Below are 16,021 nucleotides of genomic sequence, written 5' to 3'. Positions count from 1 at the left end.
CAACAGTGACTCGCAGCCCGCCCGAAATCGCGGTTACCTGGAAGACGTGACATCTCAAGGGGCCGGTACAAGGGCCCCGCGGAAATTGATGTGTCACCTCAGGACGACGAACACAGCGGCGGAGCCGATACGCGCGGCCCGCTCTCAGCACGTAAGGACCCACCTCATGCGCGGAGCAGTGATCCACGCCCCCGGCGACGTCCGCTTCGAGACGCTCGACGACCCGAAGCTCCTCCACCCCACCGACGCCATCATCCGTACCGCCGTGACGTGCGTATGCGGGTCGGACCTGTGGCCCTACCGCGGCGCGGAGCCCATCGGCGACCCGCACCCGATGGGGCACGAGTACGTCGGCTTCGTGGAAGAGGTCGGCAGCGAGGTCACCCACGTACGGCCCGGACAGTTCGTGGTCGGCTCCTTCGCCACCTCCGACAACACCTGCGCGAACTGCCGCAACGGCTTCCAGTCGAGCTGCCTGCACCGCGAGTTCATGTCCACCTGCCAGGCCGACTACGTACGCATCCCCAACGCCCACGGCACCCTCGTCGCCACCGACGAGGTGCCGGACGAGAAGCACTGGGCCGGCCTGCTCGCCGTCTCCGACGTCATGGGCACCGGCTGGTGGGCCGCCGACGCCGCCGAGGTCGAGTCCGGCTCCACGGCCGTCGTCGTCGGCGACGGGGCTGTCGGCCTGTGTGGTGTCATCGCCGCCAAGGAAATGGGCGCCGAGCGGATCATCGCCATGAGCCGACACGAGAGCAGGCAGAAGCTGGCTTTGGAATTCGGCGCCACCGACATCGTCACCGAACGCGGCGACGAGGGCGTCGCCCGCATCAAGGACCTCACCGACGGCATCGGCGCCGACTCCGTGCTCGAGTGCGTGGGCACCGAACAGTCCATGCAGCAGGCTCTGCGCGCGGCCCGGCCCGGCGGCAACGTCGGCTTCGTCGGCGTGCCGCACGAGGTCGCCGTCGACGGCCAGGAACTGTTCTTCTCCCACGTCGGCCTGCGCGGCGGTCCCGCCCCCGTACGCCGCTACCTGCCCGACCTCATCGACCGCGTCCTGACCGGACGGATCGACCCAGGCAAGGTCTTCGACCTCACCCTGCCGCTGGAGGAGGTCGCCGAGGGCTACCGGGCCATGGATGAGCGGCGCGCCGTCAAGACCCTCCTCACCCCCTGAGCGGCCACCGCACCAGGGTCATGCCGCCCGGCATGGCCCTCCTCTCTCCGCCGAGAAAGGCAAGTGACAGATCGTGACCGCACAGCGCTTCAAGGACAAGGTCGCCTTCATCTCCGGCGCCGGCAGTGGCATCGGCCGCGCCACGGCAGTCGCGTTCGCCGAGGAAGGCGCCCACGTGGTCGTCACCGGCATCGACGAGGAGGGCAACGCCGAGACGGCACGCCAGGTCGCCACGCATGGCGGACGCGTCCTGTCCGTCAAGTGCGACGCCACGAACTCCGCGGACATCGCCGCGGCGCTGCAGCAGACAATGGAGGAGTTCGGCCGCCTCGACATCGCCTTCAACAACGCCGGCATCGAGCAGCCGCCCGCGCCGCTCGCGGACATCACGGAAGCAGAGTTCGACCGCCTTCTCGACGTCGACCTGCGGGGTGTGTTCCTGTGCATGAAGGCGCAGATTCCGCTGATGCTGCAGACCGGCGGCGGGTCGATCGTGAACACCTCCTCGGGCGCGGGCGTGATCGGTATCCGCGGGCAGGCCGCCTACGCCGCGGTGAAGCACGCCGTCATCGGACTGACGAAGTCGACGGCGCTGGACTACGCCGCCGACGGGATCCGGGTCAACGCGGTCTGTCCGGGCATCATCGAGACCCCGATGATGGACCGGTTCTCGGGCGGCACTCCGGAGGGCCGGGCCCGTGTGATCGCCCAGGAGCCGGTCGGACGCATGGGGCGCCCCGAGGAGATCGCCTCCGCCGTGCTGTGGCTCTGCTCCGACCTGGGGGCCTTCGCCACGGGCCACGCGATGGTCGTCGACGGCGGTCAGACCGTCGGCCTGTGACGATGGTGCAATACGACTTCAGTGGGCAGGTCGCGTTCGTCACCGGCGCCAGCGCCGGCATGGGTGCGGCCACGGCTCGTGCCTTCGCCGAGGCAGGTGCCGCGGTCGCGCTGGCGGACATCAACCGTGACGCCGTGGAGCGCCTCGGCGAGGAGTTAACCCGCGACGGCTACCGCATGCTCGCCCTGGAATGCGATGTGTCCGATGAGCAGCAGGTCGCCGATGCCGTCGCCGCGACCGTCGAGGCGTTCGGCCGCCTCGACATGGCCTTCAACAACGCCGGCATCATGCTCCCTCCCTCCGGAGCGGCCGACGAACCCGCCACGTCCTTCGACTCGGTCGTCGCGGTCAACCTGCGCGGTGTCTGGGCCTCGAGTACGCGCCGCTCGGCATCCGCGTCAACGCCGTGTGCCCCGGCACGATCGCTACCCCGATGGTCGAGCGCATGAGCACCGCGGGCGAACTCGACGTGGACGCCACGCTCGCCGTGACCCCGATGGCCCGCGTCGGCGGGCCCGAGGAGATCGCCGGCGCAGTGCTGTGACTGTGCAGCGATGGCGCTGGCTACGTCACCGGAGTGGCGCTGCCCGTCGACGGCGGCTTCACCGCGCAGTAGGCGACACCCCACCCCGTATCGAAACAAGCAACAGAGAGAGAACACCATGAGGACCGTGCCCTTCGGCACGAACGACGGCCGCGCCCCGAACGTCATCAGCGGGATGATGCGGATCTCCGACAAGACCGACGACCAGATCCGCGACCTCTACACCACCGCGCGCGAGGCGGGGATCGACTTCTTCGACCACGCCGATCTGTACGGGTTCAAGCACCCCGGCGGCGGCACGCACTGGTGCGAGCGCCGCTTCGGCGAGGCGCTCGGGCTCTCCGCGGCGGAGCGTGAGCAGATCACGCTGCAGACGAAGACCGGGATCGTGGACGCGGAGTGGCACTACGACTCGTCCTACACACACATCGTCTCCTCCGTCGAGGACTCGCTGCGCGCGCTCAACACGGACTACATCGACGTGCTGCTCCTGCACCGGCCCGACGCCCTCGTCGAACCCGAAGAGGTGGCACGGGCCTTCGACGACCTCGAATCCTCCGGCAAGGTCCGGGCGTTCGGTGTCTCCAACCACACCCCGCGCCAGATCGACCTGCTCAAGACCGCCGTGCGGCAGCCGTTGGTGGCCAACCAGGTCCAGCTCTCGGTGACACACTCCACGATCGTGGCTCAGGGGCTGGCCTCGAACATGGTCGGCGAGCCCGACTCCCTCACCCGCGACGGCGGCGGCATCGTCGACTACTGCCGCATCAGCGGAATCACGCTGCAGGCTTGGTCTCCGTTCCAGAAGGGCTTCCAGGACGGCGTCTTCTTCGGCTCCGAGGACTACCCGGAGCTCAATGAGCTGTTGGACCGACTCACCGCGAAGTACGGCGCGACCCCGATCGCGATCGCCACGGCGTGGATCACCCGGCACCCGGCAGCCATGCAGGTCGTCCTCGGCACGACCACCCCGGAACGTGTCGCCGAGGCCGCAGCGGGCTCTGACATCCCACTCACCCGTGCCGAGTGGTACGGCCTGATCAGCGCAGCCGGGCACCGGGTGCCCTGACCAGGCCAGGCTTGGTAGCGGCACACCGACGAGGGGTTCAGGCGGTGAGCCGTTCCTGCGCATCCCGGACCAGTCGCAAATACCGGTCCCAGTCCCAGTAGCGGCCCGGATCCGTGTGGGTCGCGCCGGGGACCTCGCTGTGGCCGACGATGTGCTCGCGGTCGACCGGGATGCCGTGCCGCTCGGCGATCCCGGCGACGAGCTCCGCGGAGGCTTCGTAGGCGGCGTCGGTGAACCAGCGCTGCGGGTCGTCGACATACCCTTCGTGTTCGACGCCGACGCTGCGCTCGTTCCACTCCCTGTTGCCCGCGTGGTAAGCCACATCCGCCTCGCGGACGGTCTGGGCGATGTGGCCGTCGGATGCTCGCACCACATAGTGGGCGGCGGCCTGATGTGCGGGGTCACGGAAGGCGTGAACGGCGTCCGCGAAGCGGGACTGCGTCACATGGACGACGATGCGGTCGACGCGGTAGTCGTCCGGGCGGTCGGCGACCCGATAGTTGGCCGGTGAGGCGGCGAGCCACTGAGCCGATGCCGCGTCCACCGCACCGGGCCGGTTGTCCCTCTCCACACCGCTGGGGGCGCTGCCCGGAGGATCGCCGGCGGTGACCGCGGCCGTGGTGATGCCGACGGCGGCGGCCAGTGCGGCCACCGCCAGGAGCAGTGGCCGCGGCCGTCGGGACGCACTCTCCGCCCGGGATACGGAGTCGGGTTCTGGATGTCGATTCACGGTGCCGCCTCGTCGGGTGTGCGCATGAAGGTGTCAGGAAGCCGTCTGCGCCGGCTGCTTCCTGGCGTCATTCGTTGGTGTGTCCGGGCCGGCCGAGGACGCCGCAGTGGAGCGGCGGATCATCGTGGCGTAGGCCGTCGCGGCGAGTGCGGTGGAGGTGACGGTGACACACCCGAGCGGTACGGCGGTGTCCGGCCCCCCGGCCCCTGCGAGCGGTGCCACGAGGCCTCCGAGGGCGAACTGGGCGAGTCCCAAGAGCGACGAGGCCGTGCCCGCGACGTCCGGGTAACCGGCCAGGGCGAGGGCCGTCGCGGGCGGAGTCGCGGTGGCCACGCCGCTCACCATCAGCAACAGCGAGACCACCACGGCGGGAAGAGGAAGGTGCAGGAGGGCGGTGAGGAGTAGTCCTCCCGCACCGAGCAGGCACACCGTCAGACCAGTGACCAGCGTGCCTCGTTCCGACCACCGTTCCGCCGTCCGTCCGGCGACGAAGCCGCACACCATGAACCCGAGCGAGTTCAGACCGAACGCGAGGGAGTAGCCCTGCGGGGAGAGTCCGTAAAAGCCCTGGAGCACATACGTCGCGCCACTGAGGTACGCGAAGATGGCAGCGTTCAGAAAGCCGATGACGAGCACCGCGCCGAGGAACGCCCGGTCGGCGAGCAGCTTCCGGTAGGCGCGACCGGTCTGCGCGAACCCGCCCGCGACGCGGTTGTGCCGCGGCAGGGTTTCACGGAGGACGACCAGAACCGCGACCAGGATCGCAGCGCCGACCGCCGACAGGAACAGGAAAATGCCGCGCCAGTCGGTGACGGCGGCCAGCTGCCCACCGAACACCGGGCCGATGATGGCCGCGAGACCCGCGATCACGGTCAGCCGGCCGTAGTACCGCACGAGTTGCTTGCCCGCGTAGAGGTCCCGCCCGGCCGCCTGAGCGATGACGATGCCCACCGCTCCGGCAAGCCCCTGAACGAACCGCGCGGCGACCAGTGTCTCGACGGTCGGGCTGACCGCGCACAGCACGGATGTGAGCACGTACGCCACCACGCCGATGAGCAGCGGCCGCCGACGACCGAACCGGTCCGACAACGGGCCGGCGATGGTCTGACCGAGCGCGAGGCCGAACAGGCAAGCGGTGACGGTGAGTTGCGCCGTGGAGGTGGCCGCCCCCAACTCGTCGGTGAGAGCAGGCAGGACAGGCAGGTACAGATCCATGGAGATCGGTCCGAAGACCGTCAGCAGACACAGAACGATTGCCAGGGGCCGGCCCACGGCACGTGTGCGTGTGGCGGGCCGGTCAGGGGTGGCGCTCACGCGCTTCCTTCCGGGGGGTGACGTCACGGTTGATCCGTGAGGTCCAGACGACTTCTTGCACGACCAGCAAACCTCGGTAGGCGCGCGTGCGGGAGTCCCTCCTGAGGGGTGTACTCCAGGGCCCCTGTCTCCCCAGTGGGACAGCTGGGGGACCCTGCTGGGAGGGGTACTCACAGGGCACCCCACGGCGAGCATCACGCACTTACGGTCGTCACGTGGACAATCGAACGGAAGTCCGCGAGTTCCTCGTCTCGCGGCGAGCCAAGATCACTCCTGAACAAGCCGGACTGCCCGCAGGGCCCAACCGCCGGGTGCCGGGACTGCGCCGCAGCGAGGTCGCCGCACTGGCCGATGTGAGCACGGAGTACTACTCACGGCTGGAGCGGGGGAACCTGGCCGGGGCGTCCGCCGCTGTGCTCGCAGGCGTCGCCCGCGCGTTGCAGCTGGACGACGCGGAGCGAGCCCACCTGTTCAATTTGGCGCAGGCGGCCGGGGGCATGACCGCTCTGACACGGCCCAGACGACGCGCCACCAAGCGCTGGACGCCACGCCCTGGACTGCAATGGATGCTCGACTCGATCACCGAGGGCCCCGCATTCATCCGCAACGGCCGAATGGATCTACTCGCCTCGAATCATCTCGCGCGGGCCTTTCTCTGCGACATGTACGACAACTCGCGATGCCCGTCGAACTTCGCCCGTTTCGGGTTCCTCGACGAAAGGGCCCACAATTTCTACGTGGACTGGGAGCTGATGGCCGACATCACCGTCGCCATTCTGCGGACCGAGGCGGGACGCAACCCGTACGACAAGGAGCTGCACGATCTGGTGGGTGAACTGTCCACGTGCAGCGACGAGTTCCGCAGGCGATGGGGCGCGCACGATGTGCGCCACCACGGCACGGGCGTGAAGCACTTCCGCCACCCTGTCGTCGGCGAACTGGCCTTGGCGTACGAAGGACTTGACCTGGCCGCCGACCCCGGTCTCAACCTCACCGTCTACAGCGCCGAGCCCGGCTCTCCAACAAGGGAAAACCTGCGGCTGCTCGCCTCTTGGGCCGCCTCCGAGCTCCCGGAGTTCCGCCGAGAGGTGTACTGACAGGGCACCCTTGAAATCCTCGAATCCTCCGCCGACCGTCGTACGATCGCAGCGTGGATATCCGCAAGTGATCTCCGCGAGTGCGGTGCGACCTGAAACGCGAAGACGTCGAGGAGGCCCGCAATTCGCCTCCCCCGGCCGATGAACATCAAGTAGCAGGAATCCACGAGATCCTTCGTCGGTAACGGTCGGTTCGGAAAGCGTCGCGGAATCACCGGCAGCTTCCCCGTCTCCCATCGCGAGCGAAAGACTTCCTATGTCTACCGAGCTTTCCGACTCCGCCCCACCCCCGCCGAACGAAGCAAGCCCGGCGCCGACGCGACGTACGTTCATCGCCACGACCACGGCCGTGGGCGGTGTCGCGATCGCGGGGGGCGTCATCGGAGGGAGCATCCTCTCCGAACCCGAAGCGGCGGCCGCGACGGCCGCCCCCACGAGCCGAGTCGCCCTGAGCGTCAACGGCCGCCGACACACGTTCACCGTCGACAACCGCACGTCGCTGCTCGACCTGCTGCGCGAGCACTTGGAGCTCACCGGTTCGAAGAAGGGCTGCAACGCGGGCGCTTGCGGGGCCTGCACGGTCCTCGTCGACGGACGGCGCGTCAACTCCTGTCTCACGCTGGCCGTTCGCCTCGACGGCGCCGAGGTCACCACCATCGAAGGCATCAGCACCGAGGACAAGCTCCACCCGCTGCAGCAGGCCTTCATCGACGAGGACGCCTTCCAGTGCGGCTACTGCACACCCGGCCAGATCATGTCCGGCGTCGGCTGCATCGAGGAGGGCCACACGGGCTCCCCTGACGAGATCCGCGAGTGGATGAGCGGCAACATCTGCCGCTGCGGCTGTTACCCGAAGATCGTGCGCGCGGTCGAGCAGACCGCCGGCCGGAAGTGAGACACGACCCCTATGCATCCCTTCACCTACACACAGGCGAACGACGCCCGTGAGGCTGTCGGCGCCGGGCGTCGTGGCGGCCGCTACATCGCCGGTGGCACCACACTCGTCGACCTCATGCGCGAGACCGTCGAACGGCCCGACACACTCGTCGACATCAGCAGGCTGCCGCTGCGCGAGTTCAACGTCACCAAGCGCGGAGGCCTCCGCATCGGTGCCCTGGTGACGATGAGCGAGGCCGCCGCGCACTCGAAGGTGCGCAGCCTCTTCCCGGTCGTGTCCGAGGCGCTGGAGCTGAGCGCGTCGGCCCAGCTGCGCAACATGGCCACCATCGGCGGCAACATCATGCAGCGCACCCGCTGCACGTACTTCCGCGATGTCACCGCCGACTGCAACAAGCGGGAGCCGGGCTCGGGGTGTGCGGCGCGCGGGGGCGTGAACCGCGCGCACGCGATTCTCGGCACGTCCGAGAGCTGCGTCGCCACCCATCCCTCGGACGTGGCCGTCGCCTTCGCGGCCCTGGACGCTCAGGTCCATCTGCTCGGTCCCGACGGCGAACGCACCGTCCCGTTCCTCGACTTCCTGCTCCGTCCGGGCAACACGCCGAACCGTGAGCATGCGCTCAGGCACGGCGAGCTGATCACCGCGGTCGAGCTTCCCGCGCTCCCCCGCCCGCTCAAGTCCGGATACCTCAAGGTCCGCGACCGGCAGTCGTACGAGTTCGCCCTCACCTCGGCGGCCGTCGCCCTGCACGTCAGCGACGGAGTCATCCGCGAGGCCAGGGTCGCGGCCGGCGGCGTCGGCACCGTTCCTTGGCGGCTACGCGCCGTCGAGCGCGCCCTGACCGGTGAGCGCCCTTCGGACCGGCTGTGGTCCGAGGCCGCCGCCGGCTCCGCCGAGGGCGCCCGGCCGTTGAAGCACAACCGCTTCAAGGTCGACCTGCTCCGGCGGACCGTCGAACGCCAGCTGCGCACCGTAGGAGACATGGCATGAGCCCCCAGCCGCAGGCAGCCGTCGGAGCACCGCTCTCGCGTGTGGACGGCCGGTTGAAGGTCACCGGCCGGGCGAAGTATTCCGCCGAGCACGAGGTGGCCGGAGTCGTGCACGCCGTCATGGTGGATGCCTCGATCGGTCGGGGCCGGATCACGTCGATCGACACAAGTGATGCCGAGGCCCAGCGTGGCGTCCTCGCCGTGATCCACCACGGGAACGCGCCCAAGCTCCCGTACAAGGACAACAAGGCCTCCAACAACCCGCCGGGCGCCCGCTTGCGGGTCTTCCAGGACGACAAGGTCCGCTTCCACGGGCAGCCCGTGGCCGTCGTCGTGGCCACCTCCCTGGAGGTGGCCCAGCACGCCGCGAGCCTCGTCAAGGTCCGCTACGACGCCGAACATCCCACGACCGAGCTGAGCAAGGGCGAGCCGGACAAGCCCACGGAGTACTCGCGCGGTGATGTGGACTCGGGTCTCCGCAAGGCGGATGTGCGTCTCGACCTGACGTACCGCCTGGCTCGCAACCACCACAACGCGATGGAGCTGCACGCCACCATCGCCCGCTGGAAGGGCGACAAGCTCACCGTCTGGGACAAGACCCAATGGGTGGTCGGTACCCAGACCGAGCTGTCCACGGTGTTCGACGTGCCGTTCAAGTCGGTGCGGGTCATCTCCCCGTTCGTCGGCGGCGGGTTCGGCAGTGGCCTGCGCTGCTGGCCGCACACGGTGGCCGCCGCGCTCGCGGCACGGGTCGTGAAGCGTCCCGTCAAGCTGGTCCTGACCCGCAAGCAGCAGTTCTTCGGTACGGGCTTCCGGCCCGAGTACGAGTACCGCCTGCGTCTCGGCGCCGACCGCCGAGGTCGGCTCACCGCGATGGCCCACGAGTTGGAACACGAGACGTCGTCGTACGAGACGTTCACCGAGGGGGTCCTGGACCCCGGCCGGATGCTGTACAGCACGAGCAACGTGAGTCAGGCCTACCGGACCGTTCCGTTGGATGTGAACACGCCGATCTGGATGCGTGGCCCAGGTCCCGCGACGGCGTCGTACGTGATCGAGTCGGCGGTCGACGAACTCGCCGACCGGCTCGGCATCGATCCAATCGAACTGCGTCAGCGCAACGAGCCCGACGAGGACGAGTCGTCCGGGCTGCCCTGGTCGACGCGCCGACTGCGCGAGTGCTACACGGTGGGCGCCCGCGAGTTCGGCTGGGAGCGACGCTCGGCCAAGCCGCGCGCACGGCGCGAGGGCGACTGGCTGATCGGCATGGGCATGGCCGCGGGCGTCTATCACACCGCGCGCGGCGCCGCCGAGGCCCATGTCCGCCTGGCCGCCGACGGCACGGCGATCGTCGAGACCGCGGCCAGTGACATGGGCCCGGGGACCTATACATCCCAGACACAGGTCGCCGCCGATGCACTCGGTCTGACCGTCCGCAACGTGACCGTCCGTATCGGCGACTCCCTCTTCCCGCCGACCCCACCGCACGGTGGCTCGCAAACCATGGCCAGCGTCGGCTCCGCCGTCCTCGACGGCTGCGACAAGGTCCGCCGACGGGCCGTCGAGCTCGCGATCGAGGACGAGGACTCGCCTCTCCACGGCGTGAACGCCGAGGACGTCGTGGTGCGCAGTGGGCGCCTGCACGTGAAGGGTGACCCGGCCCGCGGCGAGACGTACCGGCAGCTGCTCTCGCGCAACGACCTCGGGCATCTCGAAGCCGACGGCTCGTACGCCGGGGCGCCGGGCACGGAACGGCACTCCATGCATGCCTACAACGCGACGTTCGCCGAGGTGGCCGTCGACGCCACCCTGGGCCTGGTGCGGGTGCGCCGAGTGCTCGGCGTGTACGACGCGGGACGCATCATCAGCCCCAAGCTCGCCGAGAGCCAGGCCTTCGGCGGCATGGTGGGCGGCATCGGGCAGGCCCTGCTGGAGCACACTGCCACCGACCACCGCGACGGCCGCATCGCGAACGCCAACCTGGCGGACTATCTGGTGCCGGTGCACGCCGACGTCCCCGACCTCAAGGCCATCTATCTGGACGGCGAGGACCGCGAGGCGGATCCGCTCGGTGTCAAGGGGCTCGGCGAGGTCGTCATGGTGGGCGTGGCCCCCGCCATCGCCAACGCGGTGTTCAACGCCACTGGTCGCCGGGTTCGCCAACTCCCCATCACGGCAGAAGCATTGCTGTGACACCACGGGTACCTCGGGCCGCTTGTCCGGGGCACCCAGGCCGACCCCCTTCGCCTTCTCGCACACGGAAGATCCACCGCACATGATGAACATCGCGGACACACTGCACCATTGGTGCCGCGAGAATCGCCCCTTCGCCCTCGCCACCGTCGTCGGCGTCACGGGAAGCGCGCCTCTACCCGTCGGCACCTCGGTCGCGGTGGACGCGGACGGCAAGGCGGTCGGCAGCATCTCCGGCGGCTGTGTCGAGGGCGCGGTTCACGAGATGTGCCTGCAGGTCCTCGAGGATCAGGGCCGTGCGCGACGGGTCCGCTTTGGCTACTCCGACGACGACGCCTTCGCGGTCGGGCTGACCTGCGGCGGCGAACTGGACGTAGTGATCCGACGTGTCGACCCCGCTGCCGAACCCCATCTCGCCCATGCCCTGGAGGAGGCCGTGCGCGGTCGACCGGTGGCGACAGCGCAGGTCATCGACGGGCCCGAGGCGCTGCTCGGGTGCACGCTGTCTGTTGTCGACGGCGACCGGACGCTCCGCGAAGCCCTTGACGGGGGCGGCCCGGTGGACCGGGCCGTGAGCGCGCATGCCGAGGCTCTCCTGCGGTCGGGGCGAACCGCGGCGGCCTCGGTCGGCGGCGACGCGGACACCTGCCCCGAGGGGCTGTCCGTCCTCGTCCATGTACGGGCTCCCCGCCCGCGCATGCTGATCTTCGGCGCCGTCGACTTCGCCGCGGCTCTCAGTCGGGCCGGCGTCTTCCTCGGCTATGACGTCACGGTCTGCGACGCGCGAGCCGTCTTTGCCACGAACGCCCGCTTCCCCGACGCGACCGAGGTAGTCGTCGACTGGCCCCACCGTTACCTGGAACGGACCGTCGTCGACTCCCGCACGGCAGTCTGTGTCCTCACCCACGACGCGAAGTTCGACATCCCGCTGCTGACGCGCGCCCTCGAACTCCCCCTCGCTTACGTGGGCGCGATGGGCTCTCGACGCACCCACACCCAACGCCTGGAACTCCTGCGCGAGGCGGGCGTCACGGACGCACAACTCGCCGCCCTGCACTCGCCGATCGGCCTCGATCTCGGCGCACGCACGCCGGAGGAAACGGCGATCTCCATCACAGCCGAGATCATCGCCCACACCAACGGCTCCACGGGGCTTCCACTTTCACAGGGAACTGGTCCCATCCATCGGCCCGTTGACCCAGCACCGGCCCGGTTGCCGCCGGCGACATAGAAAGACCACGGCTCCCGGCCCACACCGGCCAAGCCACCGCTGGGTCGTGTCCGCCAACCATTGGACACCCCCGGAGAAAGGACCACGCAGAGCCGTGTTCGCCGTCATCTTCCTCATAGTGTTCAGCGCACTCCACGTCTACGTGTGGCTGCGTCTCGTACGGGACACGACACGTCCTGGGTCTGTCCTGCGTCGTGTGGGCACCTGCCTTCTGATCGCCGGTCCACTGCTGACTGCGGGCGCCCAAACCGTGGGCGCGATCGCGCCATTTCGTGTGCGCCAGATCATGGCCTGGCCCGGCTACCTGTGGCTGGTCCTGTTTCTGTACCTGCTCTTGGCACTTCTCCTGGGCGAGATCGTCCGTCTGCTGCTACGCCGGAAGCCCTCGGCCGCGACGGAGGCCGACGCGGCCGTGAAGGTCGGCGCCGAGGAGGTCCACGTCGACGAACCGCAAGCGGTGTCGGCCAGGGCGTCCGGAGGGGCTGCCCCCGTTCCGCCCGGGCCCGAGCCCGCAGGCTCGACAGCCCTCGCAGCCCCCCGCGCGTCGAACGTGCCGGAGCCCGAAGCGCCCGCACCTCCCGAACCGGCCAGCCCCTCCCGCCGCCTCTTCGTCTCCCGGGTCATCGGCGGCACCGCAGCGGCCGCAGCCCTCGGCACCGTCGGCTACGGCACTCACAGCGCGCTCACGGGCCCCAAGGTCAAGCGGTTGACGGTCCCGCTGGCCAATCTGCCGCGCGCCGCGCATGGTTACCGGATCGCCGTCGTCAGCGACATGCACCTCGGCCCGATCCTGGGCCGCGACTTCGCCCAGCACGTCGTCGACACGATCAACCGTACGCAGCCCGACCTCATCGCCGTCGTCGGCGACCTGGTCGACGGCAGCGTCGCCGACCTCGGCACCGCCGTGGAACCGCTCGCCCAACTGCGCGCACGCCACGGCTCGTTCTTCGTCACCGGCAACCATGAGTACTTCGTCGGCGCCGATCAGTGGGTCGACAAGGTCCGGGACCTGGGCCTGCGCCCCTTGGAGAACGCCCGCACGGAACTGCCCGCCTTCGACCTCGCCGGCGTCAACGACGTGGCCGGCACCGACCGCGGCGACGGCCCCGACTTCGCCAGGGCACTCGGCGACCGCGACCGCTCCCGCGCCTCCGTCCTCCTCGCCCACCAGCCCATCGTCATCGACGACGCCGTCCGCCACGGCGTGGACCTCCAGCTCTCCGGCCACACCCACGGCGGCCAGCTGTGGCCCGTCAACTACGTCGCGGAACTGGCCAACCCGACCGTCGCGGGCCTCGAACGCTACGGCGACACCCAGCTCTACGTCAGCCGGGGCGCGGGCGCCTGGGGCCCACCGGTCCGCGTGGGCGCACCGTCCGACATCACGGTCGTCGAACTGGCTTCCAAGGCGTGAGCGCGGTCTCATCATGGTGTTCCGAATGACCTCATCGACCAGGCCGCCGTGTGCTCGACTTCGCGCATTGGTGGGCATCGTCGGCAGTGCCCCAGGCGGATTGACGATGCGGCACGGCACCTTCAAGGCATTGCGGCCCAGCGGGATTGGGTCGGCAGTGGGGTGGGTCATGAGGTGCTCTGGCCGAGAGGGCTGTCGGGGAGGGCGTGTTGGGTGAGGGAGCGGTGCCAGCGGGTTTCAAGGGCGGTGAGGAGGCGGGCATCGACGCTGTCGGCGACGTGGGCGTAGACGTCATCGATGCCTTTGAGGGTGTGGCCAAGGCGTCGGGCCTGGGCGACGTCAGGGATGTGGTCCTCGATGAGCCAGGTCTTGTGGGTGTGGCGGAGGTTGTGGAAGGTCAGGCCGGGTTTGAGCGGGGGCCAGACGGTGCCGTCGGGGAGGGTGGTGCCGCGGGTGGCGGGGGCCCATAGGCGGCGGGAGAAGGTGGAGCGGCGCAGGTTGTTGCCGCGCAGGCTGGTGAAGAGGATCTGGTGGGTGTGGCGGGCCTGGTCTTGCTGGAGCAGGGCGTTCAGGAAGGGGGGAAGGGTGACGGTTCGGACGGAGGCGGCAGTTTTGGGCGGGCCGTAGGAGTGTCGGCCGTCGACTTCGAGGAGATTGCCTGTGTCGCGGTGGACGGTGAGGGTGGCTGCGCTGTGGTTGTGGGCGGCGCGAGTGAGGGCGGCGAGTTCGCCCCAGCGCATTCCGGTGTAGGCGGCGGTGATGATGAGGAGGCCTTGGGTGGGGCCGGCGAGGTGGGTGATGCGGCGGGCGAGGGTGATGACTTCGTGTTCGGTGGCCCACATCTGGTCCTCCTGCTGGTGGTCGCGTTCGCGGCCGCGGCGGCGTGGAAGGTGGACCGGGTTGGCGGCGAGGTGGCGTTCGGTGACGGCGGCCGCGAGGACGAGGGCGAGGAGTTTGCCGATGGAGGTGACGGTGGCGCGGGCGTAGCGCTCGTTGAGGGCTTTGAGCCAGAGAGTGACGTCGCTGGGGGCGATGAGGTGCATGGGCATGGCGCCCCAGCGGGGCAGGATGTGGTTCTTCAGCAGGCTGCGGTAGTGGCTGGTGGTGTTGGGTCCGATCTCGAGGGTGAGCCACCAGAGTTGGACCCAGTCGGTGAGCAGGACCTCGTGGACGGGGCCGTGGTGGGTGGGGTGGTTGTGGGGTGTGGGCACGGTGGTGAGCGGTCCGGGGGTACCGACCCCGCTCTCGGGTTCGGGTGACGCGTAGGCGTCCGGGTGGGGGGTGGTGATGACGCGCGTGGGAGTCAGGACGGTCGGCTCAAGGTGGGCGGATGAAGTTCCTGTTGGAGTGGGGTGGCGGTTGGTCATGGGGGTGGACAGGCCACGCGGAGGCTGCGCCGGATGTGCGGGCGGCTGCGGGGCGGGATCGCGGCGTGCGGCCGGTGATGGGGGTGTCGCCAGCGGCGGTGGCTGTGTCGGGAGCAGCAGCGGTGCAGGTGTGGGGTGCGGTGCCAGGCCGGTGTGCCAGGGCGGTGTGCCGGGCTCTGATCCGGTGGGAGGTTGCTGTCCTGGCAGGGGTGAGGGCGCCGGTGTGCCCGGCGGGACCGCGTGGAGCGGCGGGACCTGATGCTCGTGTGGGGGTGTCGGTGTGCCGAGGAGGTGTGGCGTGGTCGGTTCGTGGGTTGCCGGGTGGGGAGTTGGGGGCACGGGTGGGGTGGTGAGGGTGGCGGCGTGGTCCTTGGCAGCGTCGCGGGTGGCGAAGACACCAGCGGTGGCGGCGTGTCCCTCGGGAGTCCAGTAGCGGACGCGGTAGCGGCTGCCGCGTCGTTCGACCCAGGCCATGAGCGGGGCTCCTATGCGGGTGTGGCGGGTGCCATGGTGCATGCGGTGCGTGCGCCACGGCACCCGCGCGGGCGGGGAGGGCTCCCGGCGGTGGGCACCGCGGTATGGGCGACCACCGGCCGGGCGACCATCCAGGCTCGGCCGCCCGGCAGAGCGGTAGCGGGTCGGGGGCGGGTCGTGTGTGCGAACGGTCACCGCAACGGGCGGCGGCCCGCGCTGCGCCGCCCGTTGTTGATCAGCTGTTCCAAGTCGGCCCGGCAGAAACGCAGATGGCGGCCGATGCGGGTGTGTGCGATCTGTCCGGCGGCGGCCTTCTTGCGCAGCCAGGACGCCGGGATCTGCAGCAGGTCGGCTGCCTGGTCCGCGGTGAACAGCCGCACGTCCCGGGCGGGCACGCTTCGTTCGTCGCGATGTTCGCGGGTGGAGGTGTGGTCCGGGGTGTGGGTGGTGGCCGGTTCGGTGGGTGGGGTGCCGGCCGCGCGGGTGGCGTGGTGCGGGCCGGAGGGCGGGGATGGACGTGCGCGGGTCGGGGGCGGGATGGTGGGTGTGACTGCGTCGGGGGTGAGGGAGAGGAGTTGCTCCAGCTCCGGGGCAGGTGGGGGCGGTTGGCTGTGGCCGGTGGACGTGTCGGCCGGTGTGGGAGTGTCCTGGTCGGTCATGATCGCCTTCTGGCGTGC

Annotated in this window: 13 protein-coding genes and 1 pseudogene; 10 read left to right on the top strand and 4 right to left on the bottom strand. The window is 69.8% G+C overall.

Features of this window, described 5'->3' with window-relative positions; translation table 11 throughout:
* Positions 1-166 precede the first annotated feature (166 nt).
* The 4 genes and pseudogenes from OHA73_RS37155 to OHA73_RS37140 all read left to right on the top strand — a co-directional run bounded on the left by OHA73_RS37155 (position 167) and on the right by OHA73_RS37140 (position 3,637).
* Entirely contained in the window at positions 167-1,183 is a 1,017-nt protein-coding gene (locus OHA73_RS37155; protein WP_266722665.1) for a zinc-dependent alcohol dehydrogenase family protein, read from the top strand.
* 73 nt (positions 1,184-1,256) lie between these two features.
* A complete protein-coding gene (locus OHA73_RS37150) occupies positions 1,257-2,024 on the top strand; it encodes a glucose 1-dehydrogenase (RefSeq protein ID WP_266722663.1) in 768 nt (255 codons plus the stop codon).
* Positions 2,025-2,026: 2 nt separating this feature from the next.
* Positions 2,027-2,640 (top strand): annotated as a pseudogene (locus OHA73_RS37145) (SDR family NAD(P)-dependent oxidoreductase).
* 46 nt (positions 2,641-2,686) lie between these two features.
* Positions 2,687-3,637 carry an aldo/keto reductase gene (locus OHA73_RS37140; RefSeq protein WP_266722661.1) on the top strand — a complete coding sequence of 317 codons (951 nt, stop codon included), beginning with the start codon at positions 2,687-2,689 and terminating at the stop codon, positions 3,635-3,637.
* 37 nt (positions 3,638-3,674) lie between these two features.
* On the opposite strand, the gene OHA73_RS37135 is transcribed toward OHA73_RS37140, so the two are convergent.
* Entirely contained in the window at positions 3,675-4,367 is a 693-nt protein-coding gene (locus OHA73_RS37135; protein ID WP_327657288.1) for an N-acetylmuramoyl-L-alanine amidase, read from the bottom strand.
* A 33-nt stretch (positions 4,368-4,400) separates the two neighbouring features.
* Entirely contained in the window at positions 4,401-5,681 is a 1,281-nt protein-coding gene (locus OHA73_RS37130; RefSeq protein ID WP_266722659.1) for a multidrug effflux MFS transporter, read from the bottom strand.
* Between the two features lie 215 nt (positions 5,682-5,896).
* Here OHA73_RS37130 and OHA73_RS37125 point away from each other — a divergent pair, with 215 nt between their 5' ends.
* The 6 genes from OHA73_RS37125 to OHA73_RS37100 all read left to right on the top strand — a co-directional run bounded on the left by OHA73_RS37125 (position 5,897) and on the right by OHA73_RS37100 (position 13,503).
* Positions 5,897-6,778 (top strand): helix-turn-helix domain-containing protein, encoded by an 882-nt coding sequence (locus tag OHA73_RS37125; protein WP_266722657.1) that lies wholly within the window; start codon positions 5,897-5,899, stop codon positions 6,776-6,778.
* 256 nt (positions 6,779-7,034) lie between these two features.
* Positions 7,035-7,673, top strand: a complete 639-nt coding sequence (locus tag OHA73_RS37120) for a (2Fe-2S)-binding protein (protein WP_266722655.1) — start codon at positions 7,035-7,037, stop codon at positions 7,671-7,673.
* A 12-nt stretch (positions 7,674-7,685) separates the two neighbouring features.
* Complete coding sequence (locus OHA73_RS37115) at positions 7,686-8,666, top strand: FAD binding domain-containing protein (RefSeq protein ID WP_266722653.1); 981 nt, start codon at positions 7,686-7,688, stop codon at positions 8,664-8,666.
* Positions 8,663-10,858, top strand: a complete 2,196-nt coding sequence (locus OHA73_RS37110) for a xanthine dehydrogenase family protein molybdopterin-binding subunit (protein WP_266722651.1) — start codon at positions 8,663-8,665, stop codon at positions 10,856-10,858. Before OHA73_RS37115 ends, OHA73_RS37110 begins: the two co-directional genes overlap by 4 nt.
* An 82-nt stretch (positions 10,859-10,940) precedes the next feature.
* Positions 10,941-12,089, top strand: a complete 1,149-nt coding sequence (locus OHA73_RS37105; RefSeq protein ID WP_266722649.1) for an XdhC family protein — start codon at positions 10,941-10,943, stop codon at positions 12,087-12,089.
* Positions 12,090-12,183: 94 nt separating this feature from the next.
* Positions 12,184-13,503, top strand: a complete 1,320-nt coding sequence (locus tag OHA73_RS37100; RefSeq protein WP_266722647.1) for a metallophosphoesterase — start codon at positions 12,184-12,186, stop codon at positions 13,501-13,503.
* A gap of 167 nt (positions 13,504-13,670) precedes the next feature.
* Here the strand turns inward: OHA73_RS37100 and OHA73_RS37095 are convergent, their stop codons facing one another.
* Both OHA73_RS37095 and OHA73_RS37090 read right to left on the bottom strand, forming a co-directional pair.
* Positions 13,671-15,344, bottom strand: coding sequence for a tyrosine-type recombinase/integrase (locus tag OHA73_RS37095; protein ID WP_266722645.1), 1,674 nt, complete (start codon positions 15,342-15,344; stop codon positions 13,671-13,673).
* Between the two features lie 191 nt (positions 15,345-15,535).
* Positions 15,536-16,003 carry a helix-turn-helix domain-containing protein gene (locus OHA73_RS37090; RefSeq protein WP_266722643.1) on the bottom strand — a complete coding sequence of 156 codons (468 nt, stop codon included), beginning with the start codon at positions 16,001-16,003 and terminating at the stop codon, positions 15,536-15,538.
* Positions 16,004-16,021: the final 18 nt, after the last annotated feature.

The sequence above is a fragment of the Streptomyces sp. NBC_00483 genome (genome assembly GCF_036013745.1).
GTDB lineage: Bacteria > Actinomycetota > Actinomycetes > Streptomycetales > Streptomycetaceae > Streptomyces.
This window is presented reverse-complemented; position numbering and strand designations above follow the sequence as displayed.

What these genes read in the sequence shown, in the direction of transcription:
- OHA73_RS37155 (WP_266722665.1), top strand. Translation starts at nt 167, where the DNA reads ATGCGCGGAGCAGTGATCCACGCCCCCGGCGACGTCCGCTTCGAGACG.
- OHA73_RS37140 (WP_266722661.1), top strand. Translation starts at nt 2,687, where the DNA reads ATGAGGACCGTGCCCTTCGGCACGAACGACGGCCGCGCCCCGAACGTC.
- OHA73_RS37120 (WP_266722655.1), top strand. Translation starts at nt 7,035, where the DNA reads ATGTCTACCGAGCTTTCCGACTCCGCCCCACCCCCGCCGAACGAAGCA.
- OHA73_RS37115 (WP_266722653.1), top strand. Translation starts at nt 7,686, where the DNA reads ATGCATCCCTTCACCTACACACAGGCGAACGACGCCCGTGAGGCTGTC.
- OHA73_RS37110 (WP_266722651.1), top strand. Translation starts at nt 8,663, where the DNA reads ATGAGCCCCCAGCCGCAGGCAGCCGTCGGAGCACCGCTCTCGCGTGTG.
- OHA73_RS37105 (WP_266722649.1), top strand. Translation starts at nt 10,941, where the DNA reads ATGATGAACATCGCGGACACACTGCACCATTGGTGCCGCGAGAATCGC.
- OHA73_RS37095 (WP_266722645.1), bottom strand. Translation starts at nt 15,344, where the DNA reads ATGGCCTGGGTCGAACGACGCGGCAGCCGCTACCGCGTCCGCTACTGG.
- OHA73_RS37090 (WP_266722643.1), bottom strand. Translation starts at nt 16,003, where the DNA reads ATGACCGACCAGGACACTCCCACACCGGCCGACACGTCCACCGGCCAC.